Annotated in this window: 18 protein-coding genes; 9 read left to right on the forward strand and 9 right to left on the reverse strand. The window is 60.0% G+C overall.

Annotated elements, in window-relative coordinates; all coding sequences use genetic code 11:
• Positions 1 to 773 (forward strand): formylglycine-generating enzyme family protein (locus G3O01_RS44045; RefSeq protein WP_205813771.1); only part of this gene is annotated, 773 nt, incomplete at its 5' end.
• A 39-nt stretch (positions 774 to 812) separates the two neighbouring features.
• Here G3O01_RS44045 and G3O01_RS44050 read toward each other — a convergent pair.
• Positions 813 to 2,960 (reverse strand): serine/threonine protein kinase, encoded by a 2,148-nt coding sequence (locus tag G3O01_RS44050; protein ID WP_205813772.1) that lies wholly within the window; start codon positions 2,958 to 2,960, stop codon positions 813 to 815.
• An 866-nt stretch (positions 2,961 to 3,826) separates the two neighbouring features.
• Here G3O01_RS44050 and G3O01_RS44055 point away from each other — a divergent pair.
• From G3O01_RS44055 to G3O01_RS44070, 4 genes are all read left to right on the forward strand, one after another.
• On the forward strand, positions 3,827 to 4,051 hold the full coding sequence (locus tag G3O01_RS44055; protein ID WP_205813773.1) for a hypothetical protein: 225 nt from the start codon (positions 3,827 to 3,829) through the stop codon (positions 4,049 to 4,051).
• Between the two features lie 353 nt (positions 4,052 to 4,404).
• Positions 4,405 to 4,614: a hypothetical protein gene (locus G3O01_RS44060; RefSeq protein ID WP_205813774.1), complete on the forward strand. Its 210-nt coding sequence runs from the start codon at positions 4,405 to 4,407 to the stop codon at positions 4,612 to 4,614.
• 335 nt (positions 4,615 to 4,949) lie between these two features.
• Positions 4,950 to 5,543 (forward strand): YigZ family protein, encoded by a 594-nt coding sequence (locus G3O01_RS44065; protein ID WP_205813775.1) that lies wholly within the window; start codon positions 4,950 to 4,952, stop codon positions 5,541 to 5,543.
• A gap of 474 nt (positions 5,544 to 6,017) precedes the next feature.
• On the forward strand, positions 6,018 to 6,170 hold the full coding sequence (locus tag G3O01_RS44070) for a hypothetical protein (RefSeq protein WP_205813776.1): 153 nt from the start codon (positions 6,018 to 6,020) through the stop codon (positions 6,168 to 6,170).
• Positions 6,171 to 6,269: 99 nt separating this feature from the next.
• Here the strand turns inward: G3O01_RS44070 and G3O01_RS44075 are convergent, their stop codons facing one another.
• From G3O01_RS44075 to G3O01_RS45685, 6 genes are all read right to left on the reverse strand, one after another.
• Positions 6,270 to 7,937, reverse strand: a complete 1,668-nt coding sequence (locus tag G3O01_RS44075; protein WP_205813777.1) for a GMC family oxidoreductase N-terminal domain-containing protein — start codon at positions 7,935 to 7,937, stop codon at positions 6,270 to 6,272.
• Positions 7,938 to 7,984: 47 nt separating this feature from the next.
• Positions 7,985 to 9,202 carry a mandelate racemase/muconate lactonizing enzyme family protein gene (locus G3O01_RS44080; protein ID WP_205813778.1) on the reverse strand — a complete coding sequence of 406 codons (1,218 nt, stop codon included), beginning with the start codon at positions 9,200 to 9,202 and terminating at the stop codon, positions 7,985 to 7,987.
• The gene (locus G3O01_RS44085) at positions 9,203 to 10,513 is read right to left on the reverse strand and encodes an MFS transporter (RefSeq protein WP_205813779.1); all 1,311 of its coding nucleotides are present in this window, start codon (positions 10,511 to 10,513) and stop codon (positions 9,203 to 9,205) included. It lies immediately after the preceding gene.
• Positions 10,514 to 10,664: 151 nt separating this feature from the next.
• Positions 10,665 to 12,089: an aldehyde dehydrogenase gene (aldA, locus tag G3O01_RS44090; RefSeq protein ID WP_205813780.1), complete on the reverse strand. Its 1,425-nt coding sequence runs from the start codon at positions 12,087 to 12,089 to the stop codon at positions 10,665 to 10,667.
• A 375-nt stretch (positions 12,090 to 12,464) separates the two neighbouring features.
• On the reverse strand, positions 12,465 to 13,205 hold the full coding sequence (locus G3O01_RS44095; RefSeq protein ID WP_205813781.1) for an H-NS histone family protein: 741 nt from the start codon (positions 13,203 to 13,205) through the stop codon (positions 12,465 to 12,467).
• A 197-nt stretch (positions 13,206 to 13,402) separates the two neighbouring features.
• Positions 13,403 to 13,531 (reverse strand): hypothetical protein, encoded by a 129-nt coding sequence (locus G3O01_RS45685; protein ID WP_277403089.1) that lies wholly within the window; start codon positions 13,529 to 13,531, stop codon positions 13,403 to 13,405.
• 23 nt (positions 13,532 to 13,554) lie between these two features.
• On the opposite strand from G3O01_RS45685, the gene G3O01_RS44100 reads away from it, so the two are divergent.
• The 3 genes from G3O01_RS44100 to G3O01_RS44110 all read left to right on the forward strand — a co-directional run bounded on the left by G3O01_RS44100 (position 13,555) and on the right by G3O01_RS44110 (position 17,878).
• The gene (locus G3O01_RS44100; RefSeq protein ID WP_205813782.1) at positions 13,555 to 15,570 is read left to right on the forward strand and encodes a bifunctional DedA family/phosphatase PAP2 family protein; all 2,016 of its coding nucleotides are present in this window, start codon (positions 13,555 to 13,557) and stop codon (positions 15,568 to 15,570) included.
• 140 nt (positions 15,571 to 15,710) lie between these two features.
• A complete protein-coding gene (locus tag G3O01_RS44105; protein WP_205813783.1) occupies positions 15,711 to 16,742 on the forward strand; it encodes a VTT domain-containing protein in 1,032 nt (343 codons plus the stop codon).
• 233 nt (positions 16,743 to 16,975) lie between these two features.
• Positions 16,976 to 17,878, forward strand: coding sequence for an aspartyl/asparaginyl beta-hydroxylase domain-containing protein (locus G3O01_RS44110; protein ID WP_205813784.1), 903 nt, complete (start codon positions 16,976 to 16,978; stop codon positions 17,876 to 17,878).
• Positions 17,879 to 17,925: 47 nt separating this feature from the next.
• Here G3O01_RS44110 and G3O01_RS44115 read toward each other — a convergent pair whose 3' ends face one another.
• The gene (locus G3O01_RS44115; protein WP_241024783.1) at positions 17,926 to 19,005 is read right to left on the reverse strand and encodes a diguanylate cyclase; all 1,080 of its coding nucleotides are present in this window, start codon (positions 19,003 to 19,005) and stop codon (positions 17,926 to 17,928) included.
• A 271-nt stretch (positions 19,006 to 19,276) separates the two neighbouring features.
• On the reverse strand, positions 19,277 to 20,218 hold the full coding sequence (locus G3O01_RS44120) for a LysR substrate-binding domain-containing protein (RefSeq protein ID WP_205813786.1): 942 nt from the start codon (positions 20,216 to 20,218) through the stop codon (positions 19,277 to 19,279).
• A 223-nt stretch (positions 20,219 to 20,441) separates the two neighbouring features.
• Between G3O01_RS44120 and G3O01_RS44125 the strand changes: the two genes are divergently transcribed.
• Positions 20,442 to 22,031, forward strand: coding sequence for an inorganic phosphate transporter (locus G3O01_RS44125; protein ID WP_205813787.1), 1,590 nt, complete (start codon positions 20,442 to 20,444; stop codon positions 22,029 to 22,031).
• Positions 22,032 to 22,212 lie beyond the last annotated feature (181 nt).

Raw genomic sequence — 22,212 nt, forward strand, 5'->3', positions numbered from 1 at the left:
CAGCCGCACCTGCGCCCGCACCTGCGCCAGCGCCCGCTGCCGCGAAAGCCGCAACGGGCGGCGAGAGCAAGGACTGCGCAGCGTGCCCTGCGATGATTTCGCTGCCCGCCGGCTCGTTCACAATGGGTAGCAACTCCGACGATCCCTCGGAAAAGCCGCCGCATCACGTGACCATTTCCGCACCGTTCGCGATCGGCAAGTACGAGGTGACGGTCGAACAATGGAACGCATGCGCGGACGTCAATGGATGTCCGAAACTCACGCCCGAAAACAATTCCGCGAAGAACGCGCCCGCCCGCGATCTCAGCTGGGATGACACGCAAGCCTATGTGAAGTGGCTCAGCAAGGTCACGGGCAAAACATATCGGCTGCCGACTGAAGCTGAATGGGAATACGCGAATCGCGCAGGCACGACGACGAAGTACTGGTGGGGCGACGCAATGCGCAAAGGCATGGCGAACTGCAAGGATTGCGGCGACCCTTATCACAAGGAAGCACCCGAGCCCGTCGGTACTTTTGCCGCAAACCCGAATGGTTTGTACGACATGAACGGCAGCGTGTGGGAATGGGTCGGCGACTGCTGGCATAACTCATACCAAGGCGCACCCAACGACGGCCGCGCGTGGGACGCGCCCGGCTGCAACACGCGCGTGATCCGCGGCGGCTCGTGGCGCGAAGGCAACGACTACATGCTGAGTTCGACGCGCTTCAAATACAGCCAGAGCGTGCGTCAATCGCAAGACGGCTTTCGCGTCGTCAAGGAACTCAAGTGAGCTGATACGTGATGAAGCCCGCGCAATCGCGCGGGCCCGTCAATGCGCGCGTGCCTTGCTCGTGATCTGGGCGAAGTCCGCGACGATATGTTCTGCGCCGTACTTCGCGGCAATCTGCTTGAGACGCGTATCGAGTGCGCGCAGATACTCCGTGCGTGATTCGCTCTCGGGACGCGGTGTATCGAAGAGTGGTGCAGGCGTGATGAGCAGCACGACCATTTCCTGACCGAACGGCTTCGAGATAATCCAGTCGCCACCGCTGCCGACCGTCGCCGTGTAATGCGCCGGTGCCTGGTTATCTTTCGCACGCGGGCCTGGCACCATATGCACGACGCTGCCGTCGAGCACGTAGTAGTCGATATTCACATACGACTCATAGCCGGGTGTCCGTACATCGACGACAAGAGGATCGCCGTCCGTCAGCACGCCATTCGGCATGCGCGCCGTCAGCGACGCCACATGCCCTGCCTGCCAGTTGCGCGTCCAGTACGAGCCGAGTTCCTTGAGCACTTCGCATTTGTCGCTGGTCACGTGCTGCACGTCGACTTTCGTCGATGCAATACCGGGCAAGGTCGCAAGACGCTCGTTGACCTGTGCCTCGCCGTGCTGCGGCACGAATCCGCGCACCTGTACCGCGCGATCCTGCAGCGAAGCGGCGAGCGCAGAACATGGCAATGACGCGAGTGCCGACGTGACGGCCGCGAGCGTCGGCGGAGCGGGCGTGCTGGGCGGCGCGACAGATGCGCCAGCAGATGGCGGCGGCGCAGCGGGCGTAATGGGTTGAACGGGCGAAGCGGCGTTCGTCGAAGGCTGTGTGTTCTGTGTGTTCTGTGTATTGCCCGCATTCGACGCGACGCTCGCCTGTTGCGCCGCGTTCTCCCGCTCGAGCGTCTGTGAAGCGCGATAGAAGTAAAGCGCGCCGCCCGCCGCGCACGCGAGCGCGAGGCCTGCGACGCCCGACTTCATCAGCAGTCCCGTGCGATCGACATCACGCCCCGTCGATTTCGACTGCGACGCCCGCTCTTGCGCGCCGAACTCTTCGACGAAGCGCGATACCGTTGGCGTGCGCGACTTGCGGTCGAACGCGAGCGCCGCACGCAGTGCGCGCCATTGACGGTTGCTCAGGTTCTCGGGCCGCTGCGGTTGCCGGTTCGCTGCACGCGCCTGCGTTGCCGACAAACGGTCGAACGGGTGACGGCCCGTCAAAAGCTCATACGTGATGCAGCCGAGCGCGTAGATGTCGTCGCGCGGATCGGGCTCCAGGTGTTCGAGCATTTCGGGGCTGGCATAGGCCGGCGTCAACGCACCGAGACTGCCTGGATCGAACACCGTCGCATCGCTCTCTTCTTCGGGCCGCTGGAACACGCGTGCGATGCCGAAGTCGATCACCTTGATCTCGCCGGTGTCGGTGAGAAACACGTTGGCGGGCTTGAAATCGCAATGCACGAAGCCGCGCTCGTGCGCATAAGCAAGCGCGCCAGCCATGCCGCGCACGATCGGCAACGCGGACTGCACCGGCATGCCCTTGAAGTCCTGCGTGCGCAGAATCTGGCTGAGCGGCTTGCCGGACAGGTACTCCATCGTCAGATAGACGATGGCGCCGTCGCGGTCGAAATCATAGACGGTGACGATGTTGCGATGCGCGAGCACCTGCGCCTTGCGCGCTTCGCGCTGCAACGCGATCAGCGATTTCGGATTGCCGCGGAATTGCGTATTCAGCACCTTGATCGCGAGATACGGCTTGCGGTCCGATGCTTCGAGCTTGCGCAGATCGAGCGCCTTGTACACGGTGCCCATGCCGCCCACGCCCAGACATTCTTCGAGCACGAAGCGATTATTCAACGTGTCGCCCGTGCCTTTTACCTGATCAAAGCTGGATGCGCCGACATCGTGAGTGCGTGGCGCCGGCGGTGGCGCAATGAGATGATCGGGCACCGTTTGCATGCGCGTTTCCTCGCCGCCCGCAGGCGCAAGGTTCGAAACGGGCATCTGTTCGATGCGGCGGCGCACCAGTGCATAGAGCTCAGGAGGCAGCGGCGTCCTGACGTGCGCTTCGCCGAGTATTTCGAGCAGGCGTGCCGAACCGACACCTTCCGTTGTGAGCGTGCTGTCCAGTTGAGCGACGAACGCATCCTGCGTGAGCGCGCCGCTCTGAAAGTCCCGAATCACGTGCGCAAGGCTAGCCATGTGTTCAAAGCGCTGCAGCTCCCGAAGGTCGAGGAATTTCCCTGTCGTAACCAATTACATGTGCTCGTTCGATAGTAGCCCGCACGTATGCCTTTCGCAAACCAGGATTGCCCCGCGACACGACGGGCGTGATGTGTCGCGATGCTTCCAACATGCTTCGCCCATTCAGTTGGACGCTCGCCGTCGGCCTCCGGGCGGCTCGAATGTCATCGTTTTCCGTCGCCACTCGTCTGGTCACTCGCAAAGCCTCGTACTTAAAGGCTCCATCATTTTTTCGCCGTCAGGCTGGCGTGCCTGGCACAGCCTATGCGTTGTAAGGACCGCGCAGACAAGATGCGTGAGCCCTGGCCGAAGCATCGTTTTAGCGAATCTTCAGCACATTGATAATCAAAGCCCGTTCATTTCTGGACAACTCTATAGCGAGCCATGAAGGCTGAGTTCGACTTCGACAACAGCAAGACGGTTGACACCCGGTAGCTTGTAAAGCAACGCCTGAACATCGACAACGCGAGCGGCACCAACCATGCGTTAGCGTGATACATCCCGATGACGATCAGGCCGACAACAGCGTCCACGTTTCGTAAGACCACGCGCAGTCCACGGGGACCGGGAGCGCCACTTGTCCGGCGCTGCCGGGCAGCACTTGCAACACCATCGACGTCAGCCCGAAACTTTGGGCCCGGACGAACGCGGTGGTGTAACGGTGCGCTGCTGTGGAAGATCGGCGCCTCCGCAGTGCTCGGCAGCGCACACCGCTTCGAGCCTGAATTATCTATACTGGTTGTTCGAGCCATACGCGCGGCCCTTATCGACGGATGCGTGCACCCGTCGCGACGATGCCACGCAACATTTCTTCTGGAACAGCCATGTCCAAGCTCGTCGTCAAAGATCTTTCCGAAAGTGTCGAACTCGATCGCGCAGCGATGACTGCGATTGTCGGCGGCGCGCGAACGGGTGGCCGCTTCTTCGGCGTCACCGCGCAGGCATTGCCGGCAGCGACACGCGTTGTCGACTATCCCGTGGGATTTCCGACAGCCGCGCGCCAGCCCGTCGACGAACGCATTCCGCCGCAAAGCCTGTTGCGCAAATAGCGGCTGTTGTCGCGGTTATTGCTGATTGCCCGCTGATTACCTGCTGGATGCCGCTTGCCGGAAGGCTTGCGGCATGTGTGTGCGCGAGTGTCGCATGCATCGCGCACTACCCGTCTGGTTTATTCCGCCAACTTCCAGTGCATCACGGTACGGCCCTCGCCGACACTTCTTCGTAAGTGCGTTGGCCGATCCATCGTATACCGGCTGGCGTTGCAACTTATTCCCTTGTTGCACGACGCTTTTGACTTCCAATGTGGGATGCCGCTCATAACACGTTCATTTCGGCATACGCGTTGCACCGTGACGGGCGAGCGCTGCATCGTGCTCGTCAACCCCACGTCAGGAGAACCGTTATGAAAACCGCTCTCGTCATCAAGGATCTGAGCGCGCCCACTGATCTCGATCGCAAGGAAACCGCGCTAAGGCCCGAGCGCATGAAAAGCATTATTGGAGGACGGAGTGCCGTTGTGACTGTCGACGGCAGAAGTACAGGTACTGTCGATGAGTTCGGCCTGAACTGCGCCATTTTCGAAGGGCACGTCGGCGGCCCGATGATCAATTGACCGGGATGCCGAAAGCCTCTTCGCGTCGCGAAGAGGCTTTTCGAATACCGCAGAACCCGATGACGTGAGAGATCACCGGATCGTAGAGAAGAGAGACGGATCGCGCCGGATGAGGAGTCCGGCATCGCCCCAGCCAGAGCTAGATCCGCCATGCGTTGCATTATCGGCTTGCACGGCAGACGCTGTCATTACATAAGTCAACAAGAGACTCTTTCAGGATGCGTCAAAATAGCGCGAAGCGTTCGAGCCTCGCGCCGCATCGAATCCGGGGCGCGCACGCACATCCGCTAAGATAGCGGGCCTGATCCGATCCGAACCCGACCACGTCCACCGCCTTGCCAACCTTCACGCTCCCCTCGACGCTGCAAGCGGAACTCGACATCCGCAAGAGCCGCTTCATCGCGTACGCGATTCCCGTCGCGGACCGCGACGCCGCGATGGAAGAACTGCGCCGTTTGCGCGAGGAGCATGCCACTGCCACTCATGTCTGCTGGGCGCTGCTGGCGGGCGGACAGTCGGGCATGTCGGACGATGGTGAGCCGTCGGGAACGGCCGGGCGACCGATCCTCGAAGTGCTGCGCCATCATGATCTGGATGGCGTGCTGGCCGCTGTGGTGCGTTATTACGGTGGCGTGAAGCTTGGAGCTGGTGGGCTTGTGCGTGCTTATACCGATGCAATCGCCACTGCGTTGCAGGACGCGCCGCGCGTTGAGCGGATTGCATTGGCTTCATTGCATGTTGAGATCGGGTATCCCGATGAGGCGCGTGTGCGTCGGTGGATCGAGCAGGAGAATTTTTCGCTCGAGGCGAGTGCTTATGATATGAATGTGAGGTTGAGCATTCGTATGCCCGTCACGGCGATCGATGATGCGCGCGATGCGGTGCGGGATATGACGCAGGGGCGTGCTGTGGTTTCTGATACTGCCTGAGGCGCGATAAGTTTGGTTTGCTTGTGTTTTTGCTGGCATCCGCGTTTTGTTATTGGTGCCTCAAGCGTTGCCCCTGTGCGGGGCGGCACTTACTTTCTTTGCCGCCGCAAAGAAAGTAAGCAAAGAAAGCGGGCTAACACCGCCCGTTCTTGACCACCGCCTGAGGGCCCCCAACGGGTCCTCCGCTTCACACGGCGTTCTGCCATTCAGTGCCCGTTGCCAACGCTTTAAATGGGCGCCTCACCCACTTCACTCACCCGTATCGCAGCCAGCGGCAGCGAATGATTGCGGTCGCCCAGGTGGCAAACTGTGTGTAGGTCGTAGTGACTCACACCTTGGTGCTCTTACGACACCGATCGTACTTTTCAGTCCGGAGTGAAGCGCATGCGGCGCGACAGCCTACGCACAGTTTGCCGCTATAGAACGTGGGCAATCTGATCGCGCGGGCCGCGACGCGTGAGTGTGAAACGGGTGATGAGCCAATTCGAAGCGTTGGCAGCGGGCATCAAGAAGAGCGCTGGCGGGGACAGGACGGGGCCGTTGGGGGCCCGTGGGCAAGAAGAAGGGCTGGCGGTGTTCAGCGGCTTTCTTTTGCCTACTTTTCTTTGCCGCGGCAAAGAAAAGTAGGTGCCGCCCCGCACAGGGGCAACGCTAGCAGACCGATAACAAAACGCGGATGCCAGCGAAAACCGAAGCAAACCGCTCAAACCGTCACAGACAAAAACCTCACTGCACTGCAGCAAACACCTTCGCCGACTCTTTAGCAAGCGCCCCTGCACCCGCAAGTGCATCTTCAAGAATCATCTCAGCACCCTTCTCAGCAACCATCATGGTAGGCGCATTGATATTCCCCGACGTGATATTCGGAAAAATCGACGCATCGACAATCCGCAACCCCGACATGCCATGCACGCGCAGACGGTCATCGACCACCGACGAGCCATCGTCGAGCCCCATAGCGCATGAACCGCACAGGTGATAAATCGAACCCGACTGCTCGCGGAAGTACTTCAGGAACCCTTCGCGATCATTCACCTGCGGCCCAGGTGAAATCTCTTCAACCGTAATGTCCTTCAGCGCCGCCGTCGACATGATCTCGCGCACCAGTTCGCAACCCTGGATCGCTTCGTCGATATCCTTCTGCGTCGTCAGCGCATTGATGCGAATCTTCGCTGGATCTTCCGCGCGGTCGGACGCGATCGTGATCGAACCACGGCTAGACGGGCGGCACGGATTGAAGCACAGCAGAAAGCCCGAATACGGTTCCGGTTCGAGACTTGCCTTGCTGCTCTTCGGAATACGATACGACAGAGGATTGAAATAGAGCTGCAGATTCGGTACTGCTTCTTTATCGCTGCCCCTGAAGAATCCACCTGCCTGGTTCACGCTCATCGCGAGCGGACCCTTGCGCGTCAGCAGGTATTGCAGTCCAAGCTTGACCTTGCCAAGCAGCGGACGCATCTCGTCGTTCAGTGTCTTTACGTTCGAGCGATAGTAGAAACTTACGCAAAGATGGTCTTGCAGATTCTGTCCGACAGCAGGCAAATGATGCACGAGCGGCACGCGATGTTCCGCGAGCAGCGCGCTATCGCCGACTCCCGACAGTTGCAGCAGCTTCGGTGTATCGACAGCACCTGCCGAGAGAATCACTTCACGCTTCGCAGTGAAATGACGCGCGCTGCCGTTCTGCTTGACGACAACGCCCGTCGCGCGCTTGTTCGCGTCGAACAGCACCTGCGTCACGAGCACTTCGCGCTCGACCGTCAGGTTCTTGCGATTCAACACCGGGTGCAGGTACTCGAAGCTGCTCGACGAACGCTGGCCATTACGCGTATTGACGTCGTAAATGCCCGCGCCTTCGAATTGCGCCCCATTAAAGTCGTCGCTGCGCCTGTAACCCGCCTGCTCACAACCCTTCACAAACACGTGGCAAATGGGATGCGCGGCATCCTTCATCGGAGAAATGCCGATCGGGCCATTTGCACCGTGATACTCCGTGTTGCCAAGCGGATGCGATTCGAGCTTGCGGAAATACGGCAGCACGTCGCGATACGACCAGCCCTTGTTGCCCGCTTTCGTCCAGTCTTCGTAATCCTGCTCCTGACCGCGCACATAGATCATTGCGTTGATCGAGCCGGAGCCGCCCTGCACCTTGCCGCGCGGGCAATACAGCGAGCGGTTGTCGAGTTCCTTCTCCGGCTCGCTGTAGTACATCCAGTTGTAGGTTTCGTTGTAATACGTCTTCGTGAAACCGACCGGAATCTTGAACCAGAACGAATCGTCGGCTTTCCCTGCCTCGAGCAGCAGTACCGAGTACTGGCCCGACGCCGACAGCCGGTTGGCGAGAATACAGCCCGCAGAGCCCGCTCCGACGATGATGTAGTCGTAATTCATGTTCTATTCGCCCGCAGGCGTCCAATACGTGGAATACGTGTTCGCGCTTAGCCCTTTGCCGGCGCGAGATCTTTCACGTCGAACGGCTTCGACGCCATCTGCAGGTGCAGGCGCTCGCCCGTGTACGGCGTGTGCTGCTGCACGACTTCCATGTTCAGTTCGACACCAAGACCCGGTTCCGTCGACGGAATGATGTAGCCGTCTTCCCAACGGATCGGCGACTTCAGCACTTCCGCATGGAAACCGCCCCACGTGCCGATGCTTTCCTGAATCAGGAAGTTCGGCGTGCAGGTGGCAAGCTGAATGCTTGCGGCCGCGCCAACCGGACCGTTGTAGAGGTGCGGCGCGATCTGCGCGTAGTACACCTCGGCAAGGGTCGCCACTTTCTTTGCTTCGAGCAGACCGCCAACGCGCGCCACATTCAATTGAATGATCGACGCGCCGCCGGCTTCGAGCAGCTTGTGGAATTCGTATTTCGTGGTGAGACGCTCGCCTGCCGAAATGGGAATGCTCGTGTGCCGCGCCACTTCGGCCATCGCCTCATGTTGCCCCGGCGGCACGGGTTCTTCGAACCACAGCGGATCGTATTTTTCCAAGCGCTTCGCGAGACGGATCGCCGACGCCGGCACCATCTGGCCATGCGTGCCGAACAGCAGATCAGCCTTGCTGCCCACTGCTTCGCGCACCTTGCGGCAAAACGTTTCGCAACGGTCCATCACTTCGAGCGACAGGTGATGGCCCGAGTAAGCCGTATATGGGCCTGCGGGATCGAACTTCACTGCCGTAAAGCCGCGCTTGACGTTTTCTGCAGCGCATTCGGCTGCGAGATCGGGATCGTCGTAGTCGTACTCGCCGCGACGGTTCTTCGGATACAGATACGTGTAAGAACGCAGGCGCTCATGCACGCGGCCGCCCAGCAGTTCGTACACGGGCTTGTTCGCCGCCTTGCCGATGATGTCCCAGCACGCCATTTCGAGGCCGCTGACAACGCCCATCATCGTCAGATCGGGACGCTGCGTGAAGCCGCTCGAATACGCTTCGCGCCACAGACGTTCGACGTGATGCGGATCCTTGTCGAGCAGATAGCGCGAGAACACATCGTCGATGATGGGCTGCATTGCGCTGGGATGAAACGTCGCCGAGTAGATTTCGCCGACGCCTTCAATACCGCAATCCGTCTTCAGCTTGACGAAGATCCAGTACATGCCGCCGATATGCGGCGGCGGCACGGCGACGATGTGCGTTTCGAGCGAGACGACTTTCATTTACGCTTCCTTCCTGTTAAGCATATTGCGCAGCACGAGGCCCGCGACACCGCCAACGGCGGACACGGCAGCCACGTAGCCGAAGTACATTTGATATCCGTGCACGCCCGGATAGTTCTGGGTCAGATAGCCGTTGATCAGCGGCAGGAATACATCGGGCGAATAACCGAGTACCGAGATCAGGCCAATCGCGAGGCCCATCGTTTCGACGGGTACGTTGCAGCGGTCGAGCAGCGACCAGTAGAGACCGCGAATCGCATACGTCAGAATGCCGATGAACAGCACGAGAAACACCAGCAACACGTGGCTACTGATCTGCGGCGCGGCGATCAGGCCGACCAGCGAGAGCGATGCGAGAAAGAGCGCAATGATCAGCACCGTCACTTTCGAAAAACGGTCGCCGAGAAAGCCGCCGCCAATACCGCCAATAGGACGCATCCACAGCTTGAGCGTCGTGATCGTGCCTGCCATCACCACCGACAAACCAATCTCGCCTTCATGCAGGTACGCCGAGAAGCTATACGTCGCCCAGAACACCTGATAGCCGCAGAACACGATAGCCGCGACGAGCCACAGTTCCGGAATCTTCGCGAGAGTAATCAGATCGGCGATCACGTTGCTGTGACGTGCCGCTTTCGCAGCCTTCACATTTGCCGACGGATCCTTGACCAATGCAAGCAGCACGCCAAGGCCAATGCACAGGAACGCGTACATGTAGACGACGAACCGGAAGCCGACGGCAGCCGTTTCACCCTTCGTCTGCGTGAGCCACGCGAACAGCGTGATGGCGATCGTCGCGAGCATCGCTTCGATCAGGCCACGGCCGCCGTCGAGAAAGCCGAAGAAGCGGCCTTGTTCGTCAGCGCCCGCGATCATCGACACGCGCTTGATGACAGCCGCCCAGAACGTCAGCCCCGTCGACAAACCCCAGCCGCCGAAAATCATCAGCAGCAGATTGAATGACGGCGCCGTCGAATACACGAGACCGAGCAGCCCGGTAGCGACGAGCGAGAAGCTGATCAGCAGGCGCGGCGCGATACGGTCCGCGAGCCAGCCGCTTGGCAGATAGCTCACCAGGAAGATCGTGCCCAGCATCGAATACAGATAGCCGAGCTGGCTTTCGCTGATGTGGAAAACTTCCAGCATCGTCGGCTGGTAGACCTGGCGCAGATAGAGAATCGGGTAGATCGCGCCGGCAGCGATGACGAGCAGCAGCAGTTGCACGTAACGCTGTGCGTTGTTGCTGGATTGCGCGCCTGTGTCGGCGGAACGGGGCGTTGATTTGCCCGTTTGAAGAGGTTGGCTTGCCACTGTGGTGCTCCTTGGAGACGCGCGAGGAGCACGGCAAACGCCGTGGCCGTCGTGTCTCCCGATCTTTGTTATGAATGCAGCGAGTGCTTTTTTGGTTAAAAAAAGAGCGCATCCGCTTTGATTGATCAAATACGAATGCGCCCTGACAGGATCAGTACTTCATGACGACGAGACGCGTCTGCGTGAATTCGAGCATGCCGTGCTTGCCGTCGTCGCCGCCCAGACCGGAACGTTTCCAGCCTGCGTGGAAGCCCTGGTACGGATCGGCAGGCGTGCGGTTCACGTAGAGTTCGCCGGCTTCGATATTGTTCGCGACCTTCATCGTCGTGCGGTAGTTTTCGGTGTACAGCACCGATGAAAGACCGAACTGGTGGTCGTTGGCCATGTTCAGCGCTTCGTCGAGCGTGCTGTAACGCACCACGGGCATGATCGGGCCGAAGGTTTCTTCCCGGATGATCTCCATGTCCTGACGGCAATTCGTCAGCAACGTGGCCGGATAGAAAAAGCCCTTGCCTTCGGGCAGCACGCCGCCCGTTTCGAGCGTTGCACCGTCGGCGACGGCGCGCTGCACCATCGCGTGAATCGACTGGCGCGATGCTTCGTTGACGAGCGGACCCATTGCCGTAGCATCGCCACTGCGGTCGCCGCTCTTCACTGCGCTCATGTGCTGCTTCAGCAGCGCGACAAACTGATCGTGCACGCTTTCATGCACATAGACGCGTTCGATCGCCGTGCAAAGCTGGCCGCAATGCGTGGTCTTCGAACCGACCAGATCGCGCGCTGCTTTCTCCAGATCGGCATCCGGCTCGATGATGGCCGGCGTCTTGCCGCCCAGTTCGAGCGACGGCTTGGCGATGTTTTCCTTGCAGTAGTCGAGCACCTTACGGCCCGCGCCGACGCTGCCCGTCAGCGTGATCATGCCGACAGCGGGATGCGTGCAGACGGCTTCCGCCGTCGCGTGGCTCATCGCGAGAATGTTGACGACGCCCGCCGGCAGTTCGGCGCGCAGCACGGCCTTGGCGATCTCGAATGCGGAAGTGGGTGTGTTGTTGCTCGGCCGCACGACGACCGTGTTACCCGCGATCAACGCCGGCGCAATCTTGCGCATGAACGTGTAGACGGGGTAATTGAACGGAATCAGGCACGCGACTACGCCAATCGGCTCGCGATGCAGCACGAGGTTTTCGTCGGGTGTATCGCTCGGAATGACTTCGCCTTCGATACGGCGCGCCCACTCGGCGTGATAGCGCGTGATCTGGCCGGCGTAGATCGCTTCGTTCGTCGCATCGGCAACGCTCTTGCCGGATTCCAGCGCGAGCGCCGCGCCGATGGCGGGCGCGCAGTCGGTCAATGCGTCGGCGAGCTTGTGCAGATACGCGGCGCGCTCGGCAGCGGGCAGCTTGCGCCAGCTTTTCTGGGCGGCGGCTGCAGCTTCTACGGCGGCCACGGCCTCGGCGCGGGACGCGCCCGAGACCTGGGCGATCAGCGCCTCGGTGGCGGGGTTATAGACGGAGATGAGTTCGTCCGTTGCGGGCTGGACGAACTGGCCGCTCACGAAATTCCGGTCGAGTCGCATGCTGTTTACCTGGTGACGCGTGCGCGAAGCACATTTCCGGCAGCAGCTTGAAACGATGCGAAACATGCAGCCGGCGCATGAACCGGATTCTTCTCTGCGGCCTTATGCCACGCAAGCGAGTATTTTGACCGTCAAGCATTCGAAAAACTCATGTTTGTGGGGCAAGTTGACGGGCCTGCAGAGGAAGCGCGAAACGATCTGGCGGATGTGTGGAAATGCGTGGACCGACGAAGCGCGAAAGGCAGCGAATTCGCTTTCGCGCAAGCCGGCATTGCACCGGCTGCGAGTGACGGCGCGGCAAGCAGAACGCCGCGCAAAGAAAAAGGCCGGCGGATAACGCCGGCCCCGATTACCTGTAAACCGTATCCAGCAGGATCAAGCCTCGCCGGTAGCCGGCGCGGACGTCGGCACCGTCACGGGCGCTTCTGCCACGGGCGCGACGCTTTTCACGGGCGCTTTCTTTGCAGCCGCCTTTTTCGCAGGCGCTTTGCTTGCGGGGGCTTTCCTGGCGGCCGCTTTCTTCGCGATCACGCGCTTCCCGGCAGTCGGCGCAGCGGACTTTGCAGCAACCTTTTTGGCCGCGGTCTTCTTGCCGACTTTCTTCGCGGCCACTTTCTTCGCTGCCACTTTCTTGACTGCCGCCTTTGCACCAGCCGCCGCCTTTTTCGCCACCTTGCGGCCCGCCGACTTCACCGTTACAGCTTTCTTCGCAGTTGCTTTCCTAGCAGCAGGTTTTGCGGGCGCTACCGCTTCTGCAACAGCCGCTGCAGCATCGATCAAGAACTTGCTACGGTCTTTCACGTCCTTGATCCATGCCGGCGGGCGGGCATGGCCGCTCCACGTGGCGCCCGTTTTCGGATCGCGATACTTGGGCGGCAATTTGCCTTTCGCGGCCGACGCCGTCTTCACCTTGCCGCTCTTGAGACCAAGGCGCTCTGCCCGCTCGCGTTCGCGCCGTGCCTTCGCGCGCCGCTCGATATCTTCCGTGGTGAGACCGTGTTTGATCATCAGTTCACGGATCTGATCCAACGCGCCTTGCGCGCCTTTAGCAACCATTGCTTCTGCCTGAGTCTGGAGCTTCTTTATACGCGCCTGGATGCTTTCCAATGTAGCCATTATTGCCTCCCTTTGAATTACATACGCGGACTATGCCACGGAATTGCTTAGAAGCGCTATGGTTTTAAAGCTCGGGTAAGAATAGCGTTGCACATCGAGACGTCAATTCGCTTAAGCCGCGCATCAGCTTCGCCGCGCGATCTCTCTCAAGCGTCTTTTGACATTGCATTGGGCGACACAAGAATAACGGCTCACTTTCAATCGTTAATTCCATAGCGCGCCAATTGCTGCATGGCCGCACGCCTGCGCCCTTCAGCCGGACGCTGATAAACTTTCAGCGCGCCTTTGTTTGCGCTCACAAGCGCGTCGCCGTGCTCTTTGATCACCGCTTCGACACCTGGAGATATTGATGGAGCACGCGTACGCCCAGCTGCTGCACCTGCTTGCAGGCCACACTGCGTGGACGCTGATCGTCGTATTTCTTGCCGCGTTTCTCGAAGCCGTTGCCATCATCGGCACTTTCGTGCCGGGCAGTACAGCGATGTTTATTGCAGGCGCGCTGGTCGGCACGGGCACGCTGAATCTCGGCTGGCTGTTTGCAAGCGCCATCGCGGGCGCCGTGGCGGGCGACGGCATGAGCTACTGGTTCGGCCGCCGCTATAAGGACACGATTAGCAGGCTCTGGCCGTTCAGCACGCATCCGGGCCTGCTCGAAAGCGGCCAGAAGTATTTCGACAAGCACGGTGCAAAGAGCGTCGTGTTCGCGCGCTTTGCCGCGCCGCTGCGCGCGATCGTCCCCGTTGTCGCCGGTATGCTCGAAATGCCGCCGTTGCGCTTCTATGCAATGAACGTTTTGTCGGCGTTGCTATGGGCGCCCGCGCATATTCTTCCTGGCGTCGTGTTCGGCGCATCGATCCAGCTGGCAGGCGCCGTATCGTTTCGGCTCGTCGCGGCACTGGCGATTCTCGTGGCGAGCATCTGGCTATGCTTCTGGATCATGCGCGTGGTCGTGTCGCACGCGCGCGCGTGGGCCAGTGCATCGCGCAACGGTCTGGTGAACTGGGCGCGCGATCACGAGGCCCATTACGGCAAGCTGATCTATCGGATTGTCGATCCTGAGCGCGCGGCTATTGGCCTGCTAATCGGCATTTCGATTTTCGTGCTGCTGTGCGCAGGGATCTTCTTCGGCGTGATGCAGGATGTCGCCTCCGGCGACCCGCTCGTTCAGGTCGATCAGTCCTTCTACCGCTTCCTGCAATCGACGCAAACGCAGTGGATCGGCGAAGTACTCGCGCGCGCGTCGACGCTCGGCTCCATTCCAACACTCACGGCCCTGGTCGTGGCGTCGATCATCATGATCGCCTACGAGAAACGCTGGCGCATGATCATCTATTGGCTCACTGCGGTGATCTTCTCGCAACTGCTGATCTTCGCGATTCAGGTCATCGTTCATCATGCGCCGCCCGCCGCCGCGCAATCCGATATCTATGCCTTTCCCAGTAATCACGTTGCCGCGAGCGTCACCGTATATGGCTTTCTCGCTTTCGTAGTCGCGCGCCGTGTCAATACGCTGGCGGGCATTGCCGTGACTGCGCTTGCGAGCCTGATCGTCATCACCGTCGCATTCGCGGGCCTCTATTCAGGGCGCTTTGCGTTCTCCGATGCCGTGGGCGGCGCCGCGTTCGCAGCCGTGTGGGTCGCCGTCGTCGCGTTGACGGCCGTATGGCGGCATCCCGAAGCCCCGCCCGCGCGCGAGTACATGCCCGCTGTTCTGCTCGTCGTGCTGTGCGCGAGCGTCGGCTTGCAGATTGCTTTGGGACGTCAGCCGGATGCGCAACCGCAGGTGCGCCAGCGTCCGCCCGTAGTCGTCACGCAGACGCAATGGACGGATTCGCTATGGAAACAATTCCCCTGCTACCGCTCCGATATGAAAGGCGACCGGCGTGAACCGATCACCGTGCAATGGACGGCGGACCGGCAGCAGATCATCGCGCAACTGCGCAGCAGAGGCTGGCTCGAAGGCACGCGTTTCAATGCGCGCAGCCTGTTCTCGCTGGTTTCGCCCGATGTCACCGTGATGGATCTGCCCGTGCTGCCCAAACTCAACGACGGCGAACCATCGACACTCGTTTTCAGCCGTCAGCGCGCGCAGCGCGACGAACGCGATGTACTGCGTTTCTGGCGCACGGGCTACGCCGTCGCGCGTCACGAAGGCGTTGCACCCACGCCTATCTGGCTCGGCTCGCTGGTGCATGAGCGCCTTGCACGTCCGTCCTGGCCATTCAATGTACTGCGCACCGACCGGCAACTCGATCCCCTCATTTCCGCGCAATCGCATAACGGCGAATGGCGGCAACTCGAATTGTCGAGCAGCATGGGATGTACCGACATACCCGTCACGCTGATTGCTTCCGAAGAACATTAGTCATCTGGCAGTCGCTGTAACGGTACTGCGGGCGCTTGTACAACACGCCGTGCGCCTCGCCGTGCAACAATGAATCGCCGCCCGTTACGCACATAGATAGCGCGCAGCGAAGCAATGCAATCAGCAAGGAGCTATTGCAATTGGTCGATTTTCATCCGTCGGCAATTTCTACATGGGGCGCAGCCGTCGTCTTCGCGAATGTGCTGCTTACGCGCCTCGGCATTCCGCTTCCCGCTGTGCCCGTGCTGTTGCTCGCAGGCACGGCGATCGCTAACGGCCATCTGTCGTTCTGGCATGTGCTGACGGCCGCGCTCGCCGGCGCGCTGATCGGCGACGGTGTGTGGTTCACGGCTGGCCGTGTGCTCGGCCGCCGGCTGATTCACGCACTCGCACGGCTGTCGGCTACCGTCGAAGTGCGCGTGCGCAAGGCGCGTGCCCTATTCATGCGCTTTGGGCCCGCGATCGTATCGGTATCCAAGTTCGTACCCGGACTCGCGATCATCACACCGCCGCTGATGGGCACGACGCGCGTCGGCGTCGTCATATTCTTCGCGTGGGACGCCGTCGGTATCGTCGCGTGGGCCACCTTCTGGCTGCTTGGCGGCGCCGTTTTCGAGCGGCAGTTGAATCTGCTGATTCACGAAGTGCGCGCACATGGCTGGACGATCCTCGACGTACTGTTCGCAATTGCCGCCACCTACCTCGTGTTTCGCTTCATCCAGCGCTGGCGGTTGCAACGGCCACTCTCACTCGCGCCCGTATCGCCCGAACAGATCGACGCGATGATGCGCCCCGACAAGCCGCCCATCGTGCTCGACGCGCGCCCTGAGGACGTAAAGCGGCACACGCCGCAGCCCATTCCCGGCGCGCTGCCGCTCGACATGCATTCGCCCGACACGGTCGATGCCGCACTCCTCGCGCGCGATGTCGTCGTCTATTGCGTGTGTGCCGACGACACCACGGCCAGAGCGCTGTCGCAGCAGATGCGCGACAAAGGCTTTACGCGTATTCGCGCACTAAGAGGCGGGCTCGATGCATGGGAGCGGCGCGGCTACTCCGTCGAGCCGATGAGTGAATCTACGCAGCCAGGACGGGTAAAAAACCACGCCCGGCCACAGGAACGCGGCATTACCTTGCGTGGAATAGCGCCAAGAGGCGCAGCCTCCAGTTAAATAGCATCCCCTCTATTTCTTTTCCGGATTCTACTGCCCAATTCTGGCGCACGCTTTAAAGAAAAAATTACACTCTGGTGCGCCGCTAAAAACCCGCCTTAAGCGCAATTGCCGCTTGCATCCAATGCCTTGCCACCTCAAATGCAAGCTGGCGTGAATCTGGCTACGCTTTGTTCTTTAACATCCGGTTATTAAAAAATCCGGCTGTTCAGGTATATCCTGGAGTTCATGGCATGCGCTGGCTATTCGTCCTCTGGTTCATCTTAAGCGTCGTGTACGTGGCTAAGCGAGGCAACGCACGCTTCACCTTTGGGCGCCAACTATCAGATCATTCGACCTTTCTGGCGCCAATTAACTGCCTGTGCTATTTGTTTTCGTCTCTTAAAGCCACCGCTTATATCGACGAAGAGCGTTTTCCGGAACTGGCACCGCTCAAAGCAAACTGGAAAATCATCCGTGAAGAAGCACTCGCCGTGGATGCCGCCGAGAAAATATCGGCGGCATCCAGTTACACCGACATTGGTTTCAATTCATTCTTTAAAACCGGCTGGCGCCGCTTTTACCTGAAATGGTATGACGCACCGCATCCTTCGGCGCAATCGCTTTGCCCCGTGACCACGCGTCTGCTTCAGGAGATTCCCAGTATCAAGGCCGCAATGTTCGCGCAATTGCCGCCGGGCGCGAGCCTCGTGCGACATCGGGATCCTTATGCCGGGTCGGTGCGCTATCACCTCGGCCTCGTCACGCCGGCAAGTCCAAAGTGCTATATCGATGTAGATGGCCAGCAATACTTCTGGCGCGACGGCGAAGCCGTGATGTTCGACGAGACCTACATTCACTACGCGAAGAACGAAACGGACGTGTCGCGCATCGTGCTGTTCTGCGATATCGAGCGGCCCATGTACTTTCGCTGGGCCGGTGCGCTGAACCGGATGTTCTCGAATGTCGTGATGCGCGCGGCCAGTTCGCCGAATGAAGCGGGTGACCGCACCGGCTTCCTGAATCGCGCATTCAAATACGTGTATGCAATTCGCCGTGTCGGCAAGCGGCTCAAGGCATGGCATCGGCCGACTTATTACGTCGTCAAGTGGATGCTGTTCGGCTCGATTTTCGCGGGAATCGTGTACGCGCTGTAAAGCGGCGAATTGCAGGCATCAACAACGCCGAATGATGGGCTGGCCGCTCAGCCGCGCGCCATTTCCTGCACGGGCGCAAGGCCACCCACCACGATCCGGTCGCGTCCCGTTGCTTTCGCCTGATAAAGACTGCGGTCCACTTCCTGCAGCCACGTGTGATAGTCGGGCAAGTCATCGGCCAATTGCGCAATGCCCACGCTGATCGTGCACGGGCATTCCGTCGATGTCTCTTTGGTCTTTTCTCTCACGCGCTGCACGAGAACTTTCGCGATCGTATGCGCCTCGCGCAAGGTCGCGCCCGGAAGCACGACACCGAATTCTTCACCGCCGTAACGACCAATGCTATCGCCGCTGCGAAAGTGGCTGCGCAGCAGATCTGCAAATGCCTGCAGCACGGCATCGCCAGCGGGATGGCCGAGGGTGTCGTTGATCCGCTTGAAGTGATCGAGATCGATCAGCAGCAGGCACGAAGCGTAGCGGTTTGCGCGGCAGCGCTCGAATTCTTCGGCGAGCAGCCCTTCCCAGTGCCGGCGGTTCCACAATCGGGTCAGCCCGTCCGTGCGGCTCAGATGTTCGAGTTCACGCGTACGTTGCGCGAGCTTCAGCGACAGTTGATAGCTCGTGAAGCCCAATGCAAGTGGATAGATGATAAGGAACGGGAGGCACGCGAGAATAGTCGGCATATCCGACATCGGCGAAAACACAAAGCCAACGCTGACGAGCCCCACTAGCACACCAAGCACGTGCGCGATGACGCCGCGCGCAAAGAGCCGCAAGCCGCCTGCGCCGATATTGTTCATGCTGAGGATCGCGAGAATCAGCACGCTCGGCAGCACGTTGAACTGCATGGCCACGACCCAGAAGCCGCCAAGCAGCGAATCGGCCATCAGGTTCAGACGTTCGCCGCGAAACGGCACTTCGCAGGCCAGCGCTGCGCGCCGCGCGACATGTGGCCAGATAAAGCCATGAAATACGAGCAGCGACCAGAGTACGACGCCACGATGCTGGAGCGCGAAAACGGAGGCGACACAGAAAAAGCCGAGCCCCAGTCCGGCAATGCGCAAGCGGTAGATTCGCTCGACAAAGCTTTTCCCTTGCCCGGCTCTGCTTTTCGTTGCCAACTTCATCGATCCCTGAGCAAGTGACTGCGAGAGTGAGTCGCCGAGAGCGCGCGCCCTGTTTGCGCCAGGCTTTGGTGAAACGTTGCGCGTTTCGATGCGGGCGCAACGTCATGGATAGGTGTAAAAATGATACCAGCAGTTGCAGTGGGTAATTAGTTCATTTACGCACTGGAAGCGTTTCTGTCGTTTTTACGCGTTTCCAATCGTACTCATCGAACAAAACGGGAACAAAACGACGCACATGACTCAGCTTTAATGAGTCAAACGCAGCAGTTAATTAATGGCCGCTGATCAATGGAACGGGCGAAGCCGCCGACGTTTCGACGCTGCGCTGTGTCAGCCACACTTCCTGCTGCAGCCAGTCGCGAAACACGGTGACGTGCGGCAGATCTTCCTGTTCGGGACGCGTGACGAGCCAGTACGATTGATGCCCGTCGACATGAACGTTCAAGACCTGCACGAGTTGTCCATTGGCGAGTTCGTGCGCAATCATATGACGATCGGCAATCGTAATGCCGAGGCCGTCGATGGCCGCACGTATTGCGTGATCGAGCAGATCGAATTCGAAACCGCCCGACGTATCCACGCCTTCGATACCCGCCGCTTTCAACCAGTGCTGCCAGGTCAGATAACGCTGGTTGTCTTCCGCTAAAACATGCAGCAAAGTGAATTGATTGAGATCGATTGCATCATTACCCGCCTGACGTGCGAGTAATGCAGGCGAACACACGGCGATATGCCGTTCATTCATCAGCAGCAGATTGTCGAACCCTTCCCACTCGCCATTGCCGAAACGGATCGCGCAATCGAGCACGCTCGATTCTGCGAGGTTATCTTCGAGCCGCGTCGACAGGCTCAATTCGAGTTCGGGATGCTCGGTGTGCAGACGCCCCAAGCGCGGCAAAAACCAGCGGCTCGCAAAGGTAGGCGGCGCGTTGACCCGCAGTCGGTTCAGGTGTGTCTTTTCCTGAATGGAGCGTACGGTCCACTCGATCTTGTCGAACGAATGCTGCAAGGCCTGAAGCAGCACGCGCCCCGATGCCGTGAGATCCAGATGATGATGCCTGCGCTGCAATAGCGTTTCGCCAAGCTGCTCTTCGAGTTGCCGAACCTGGCGGCTTACCGCGCTTTGCGTGACGTTAAGCAGTTCCGCCGCGCGCGTGAAACTGCCCGTGCGCCCAGCGACTTCGAAAGCTTTGAGCGCATTGAGCGCTGGCATTTTTCTTTTCAAGGAGGTCTCGGTTCTCGATCGGCGCTCAGGCGCCAAGCGGTCATTTTAGCGTTTGCGCCGCGTTCGATCCGGCGAGCAGAGCGCACTTGTGAATACCTCTTGACGGACGGCACACATGCTAAGGGGCATATCGGTCATGCATTTGTCATCGTATCGACATACTGGGCTTGCAGGATCGGAAATCCCCCCGACCATCCCCCGAGGCCAGGCCATGCCGGAACTTTCCTATCCGCAGACAGGCACCGCGAGTGCCAAAAATCGCAACTTAGGACTTGCCGTATTCGTAATTGCACTGGTCGCTGGCGCGATCTATTGCGCGTTTCAACTCATCGGCGATCTCGAGCCCGTACGCACGGGATCGATGGTTGCGTATCTGTTGCTGGGCGTTGCACTTCTTATCGCGCTCGGCTTCGAGTTCGTCAATGGCTTTCACGATACGGCCAACGCCGTCGCGACCGTGATCTATACGCACTCGCTTTCGCCTAACGTCGCTGTCGTGTGGTCGGGCACGTGGAATTTTCTCGGCGTGCTGACATCGAGCGGCGCGGTCGCGTTCGGCATTCTCCAATTGCTGCCCGTCGAACTGATTCTGCAGGTCGGCAGCAGCGCAGGCTTTGCGATGGTGTTCGCGCTGCTGATCGCTGCGATCATCTGGAACCTGGGCACGTGGTGGTTCGGCCTGCCGTCGTCGAGTTCGCATACGCTGATCGGTTCGATCATCGGCGTGGGCCTGATGAACCAGTTGCTGCATGGCGCAGACGGCACGAGCGGCGTCGATTGGGGGCAAGCCGCGGGCGTCGGAAAGTCGCTGCTGTTCTCGCCACTGGTCGGCTTCCTGCTGGCAGGCCTGCTGTTGCTGGTCCTCAAGGCGCTCGTGCGCGTGCCCGCACTCTACGCCGAGCCGAAAGGCAAGGAACCGCCGCCGTTCTGGATTCGTGGACTGCTGATCCTGACGTGCACGGGTGTGTCATTCGCGCATGGCTCAAACGATGGACAGAAAGGCATGGGCCTCATCATGCTGATCCTGATCGGCACGGTGCCCACGGCCTACGCGTTGAACAAGGCCGTGACGGCGAACGAAACGCAGACCTTCCTCGCCGTCTCGCAGCAGGCTTCGGCTGCGCTCGGCAAGTACGCGACGCCCGGTGTGCCGCCCGTCGTTGCGCCGCGCAACGAAGTGGAGACTTACGTGCGCACGCGTCAACTGACGCCTGCCACCGTGCCGGCGCTACAGAAACTGATGGAGCAGATTGGCCAGCAGGTCAGCGCATCGGGTTCGATGGCGAACGTGCCGCAAGACAAGGTCGATAACGTGCGCAACAACATGTATGTCGCGTCCGAAGCGATCCGTCTGATGGAAAAGGCCAAACAGCCCGCGTTTGCAGCAAACGACGCGAAGGCAATCGACAACTTCAAGAAGCAGATGGATCACGCGACCAAGTTCATCCCGACCTGGGTGAAAGTGGCAGTCGCTATTGCACTGGGTCTTGGCACGATGGTGGGCTGGAAGCGCATCGTCGTGACGGTGGGCGAGAAGATCGGCAAGCAGCATCTGACCTATGGGCAGGGTGCATCGGCTGAACTCGTCGCGATGGTTACGATTGGCGCTGCCGATATGTATGGTCTGCCTGTGTCGACGACGCATGTGTTGTCATCGGGTGTGGCCGGCACGATGGCCGCTAATGGCTCCGGGTTGCAATGGGGTACTGTGCGGAGTCTGGTGCTGGCGTGGGTGTTGACGTTGCCGGCGTCGATTGCATTGTCCGCAGGACTGTACTGGTTGTTCCGGCATCTGTTCTGATAGTGCGGGTTTTGCTTTTTTTGAGCTGGCATCCGCGTGATGTTAGTGGTCTATTAGCGTCGCCCCTGTGCGGGGCGGCACCTACTTTTCTTTGCCGCGGCAAAGAAAAGTAGGCAAAAGAAAGCCGCTGAACACCGCCAGTTCTTGTTCCCGCCTGAGGGCCCCCAACGGGTCCTCTCCT

Origin of the sequence: Burkholderia sp. Ac-20365, assembly GCF_017104715.1 — a bacterium.
In the GTDB taxonomy this organism is placed as follows: domain Bacteria; phylum Pseudomonadota; class Gammaproteobacteria; order Burkholderiales; family Burkholderiaceae; genus Paraburkholderia.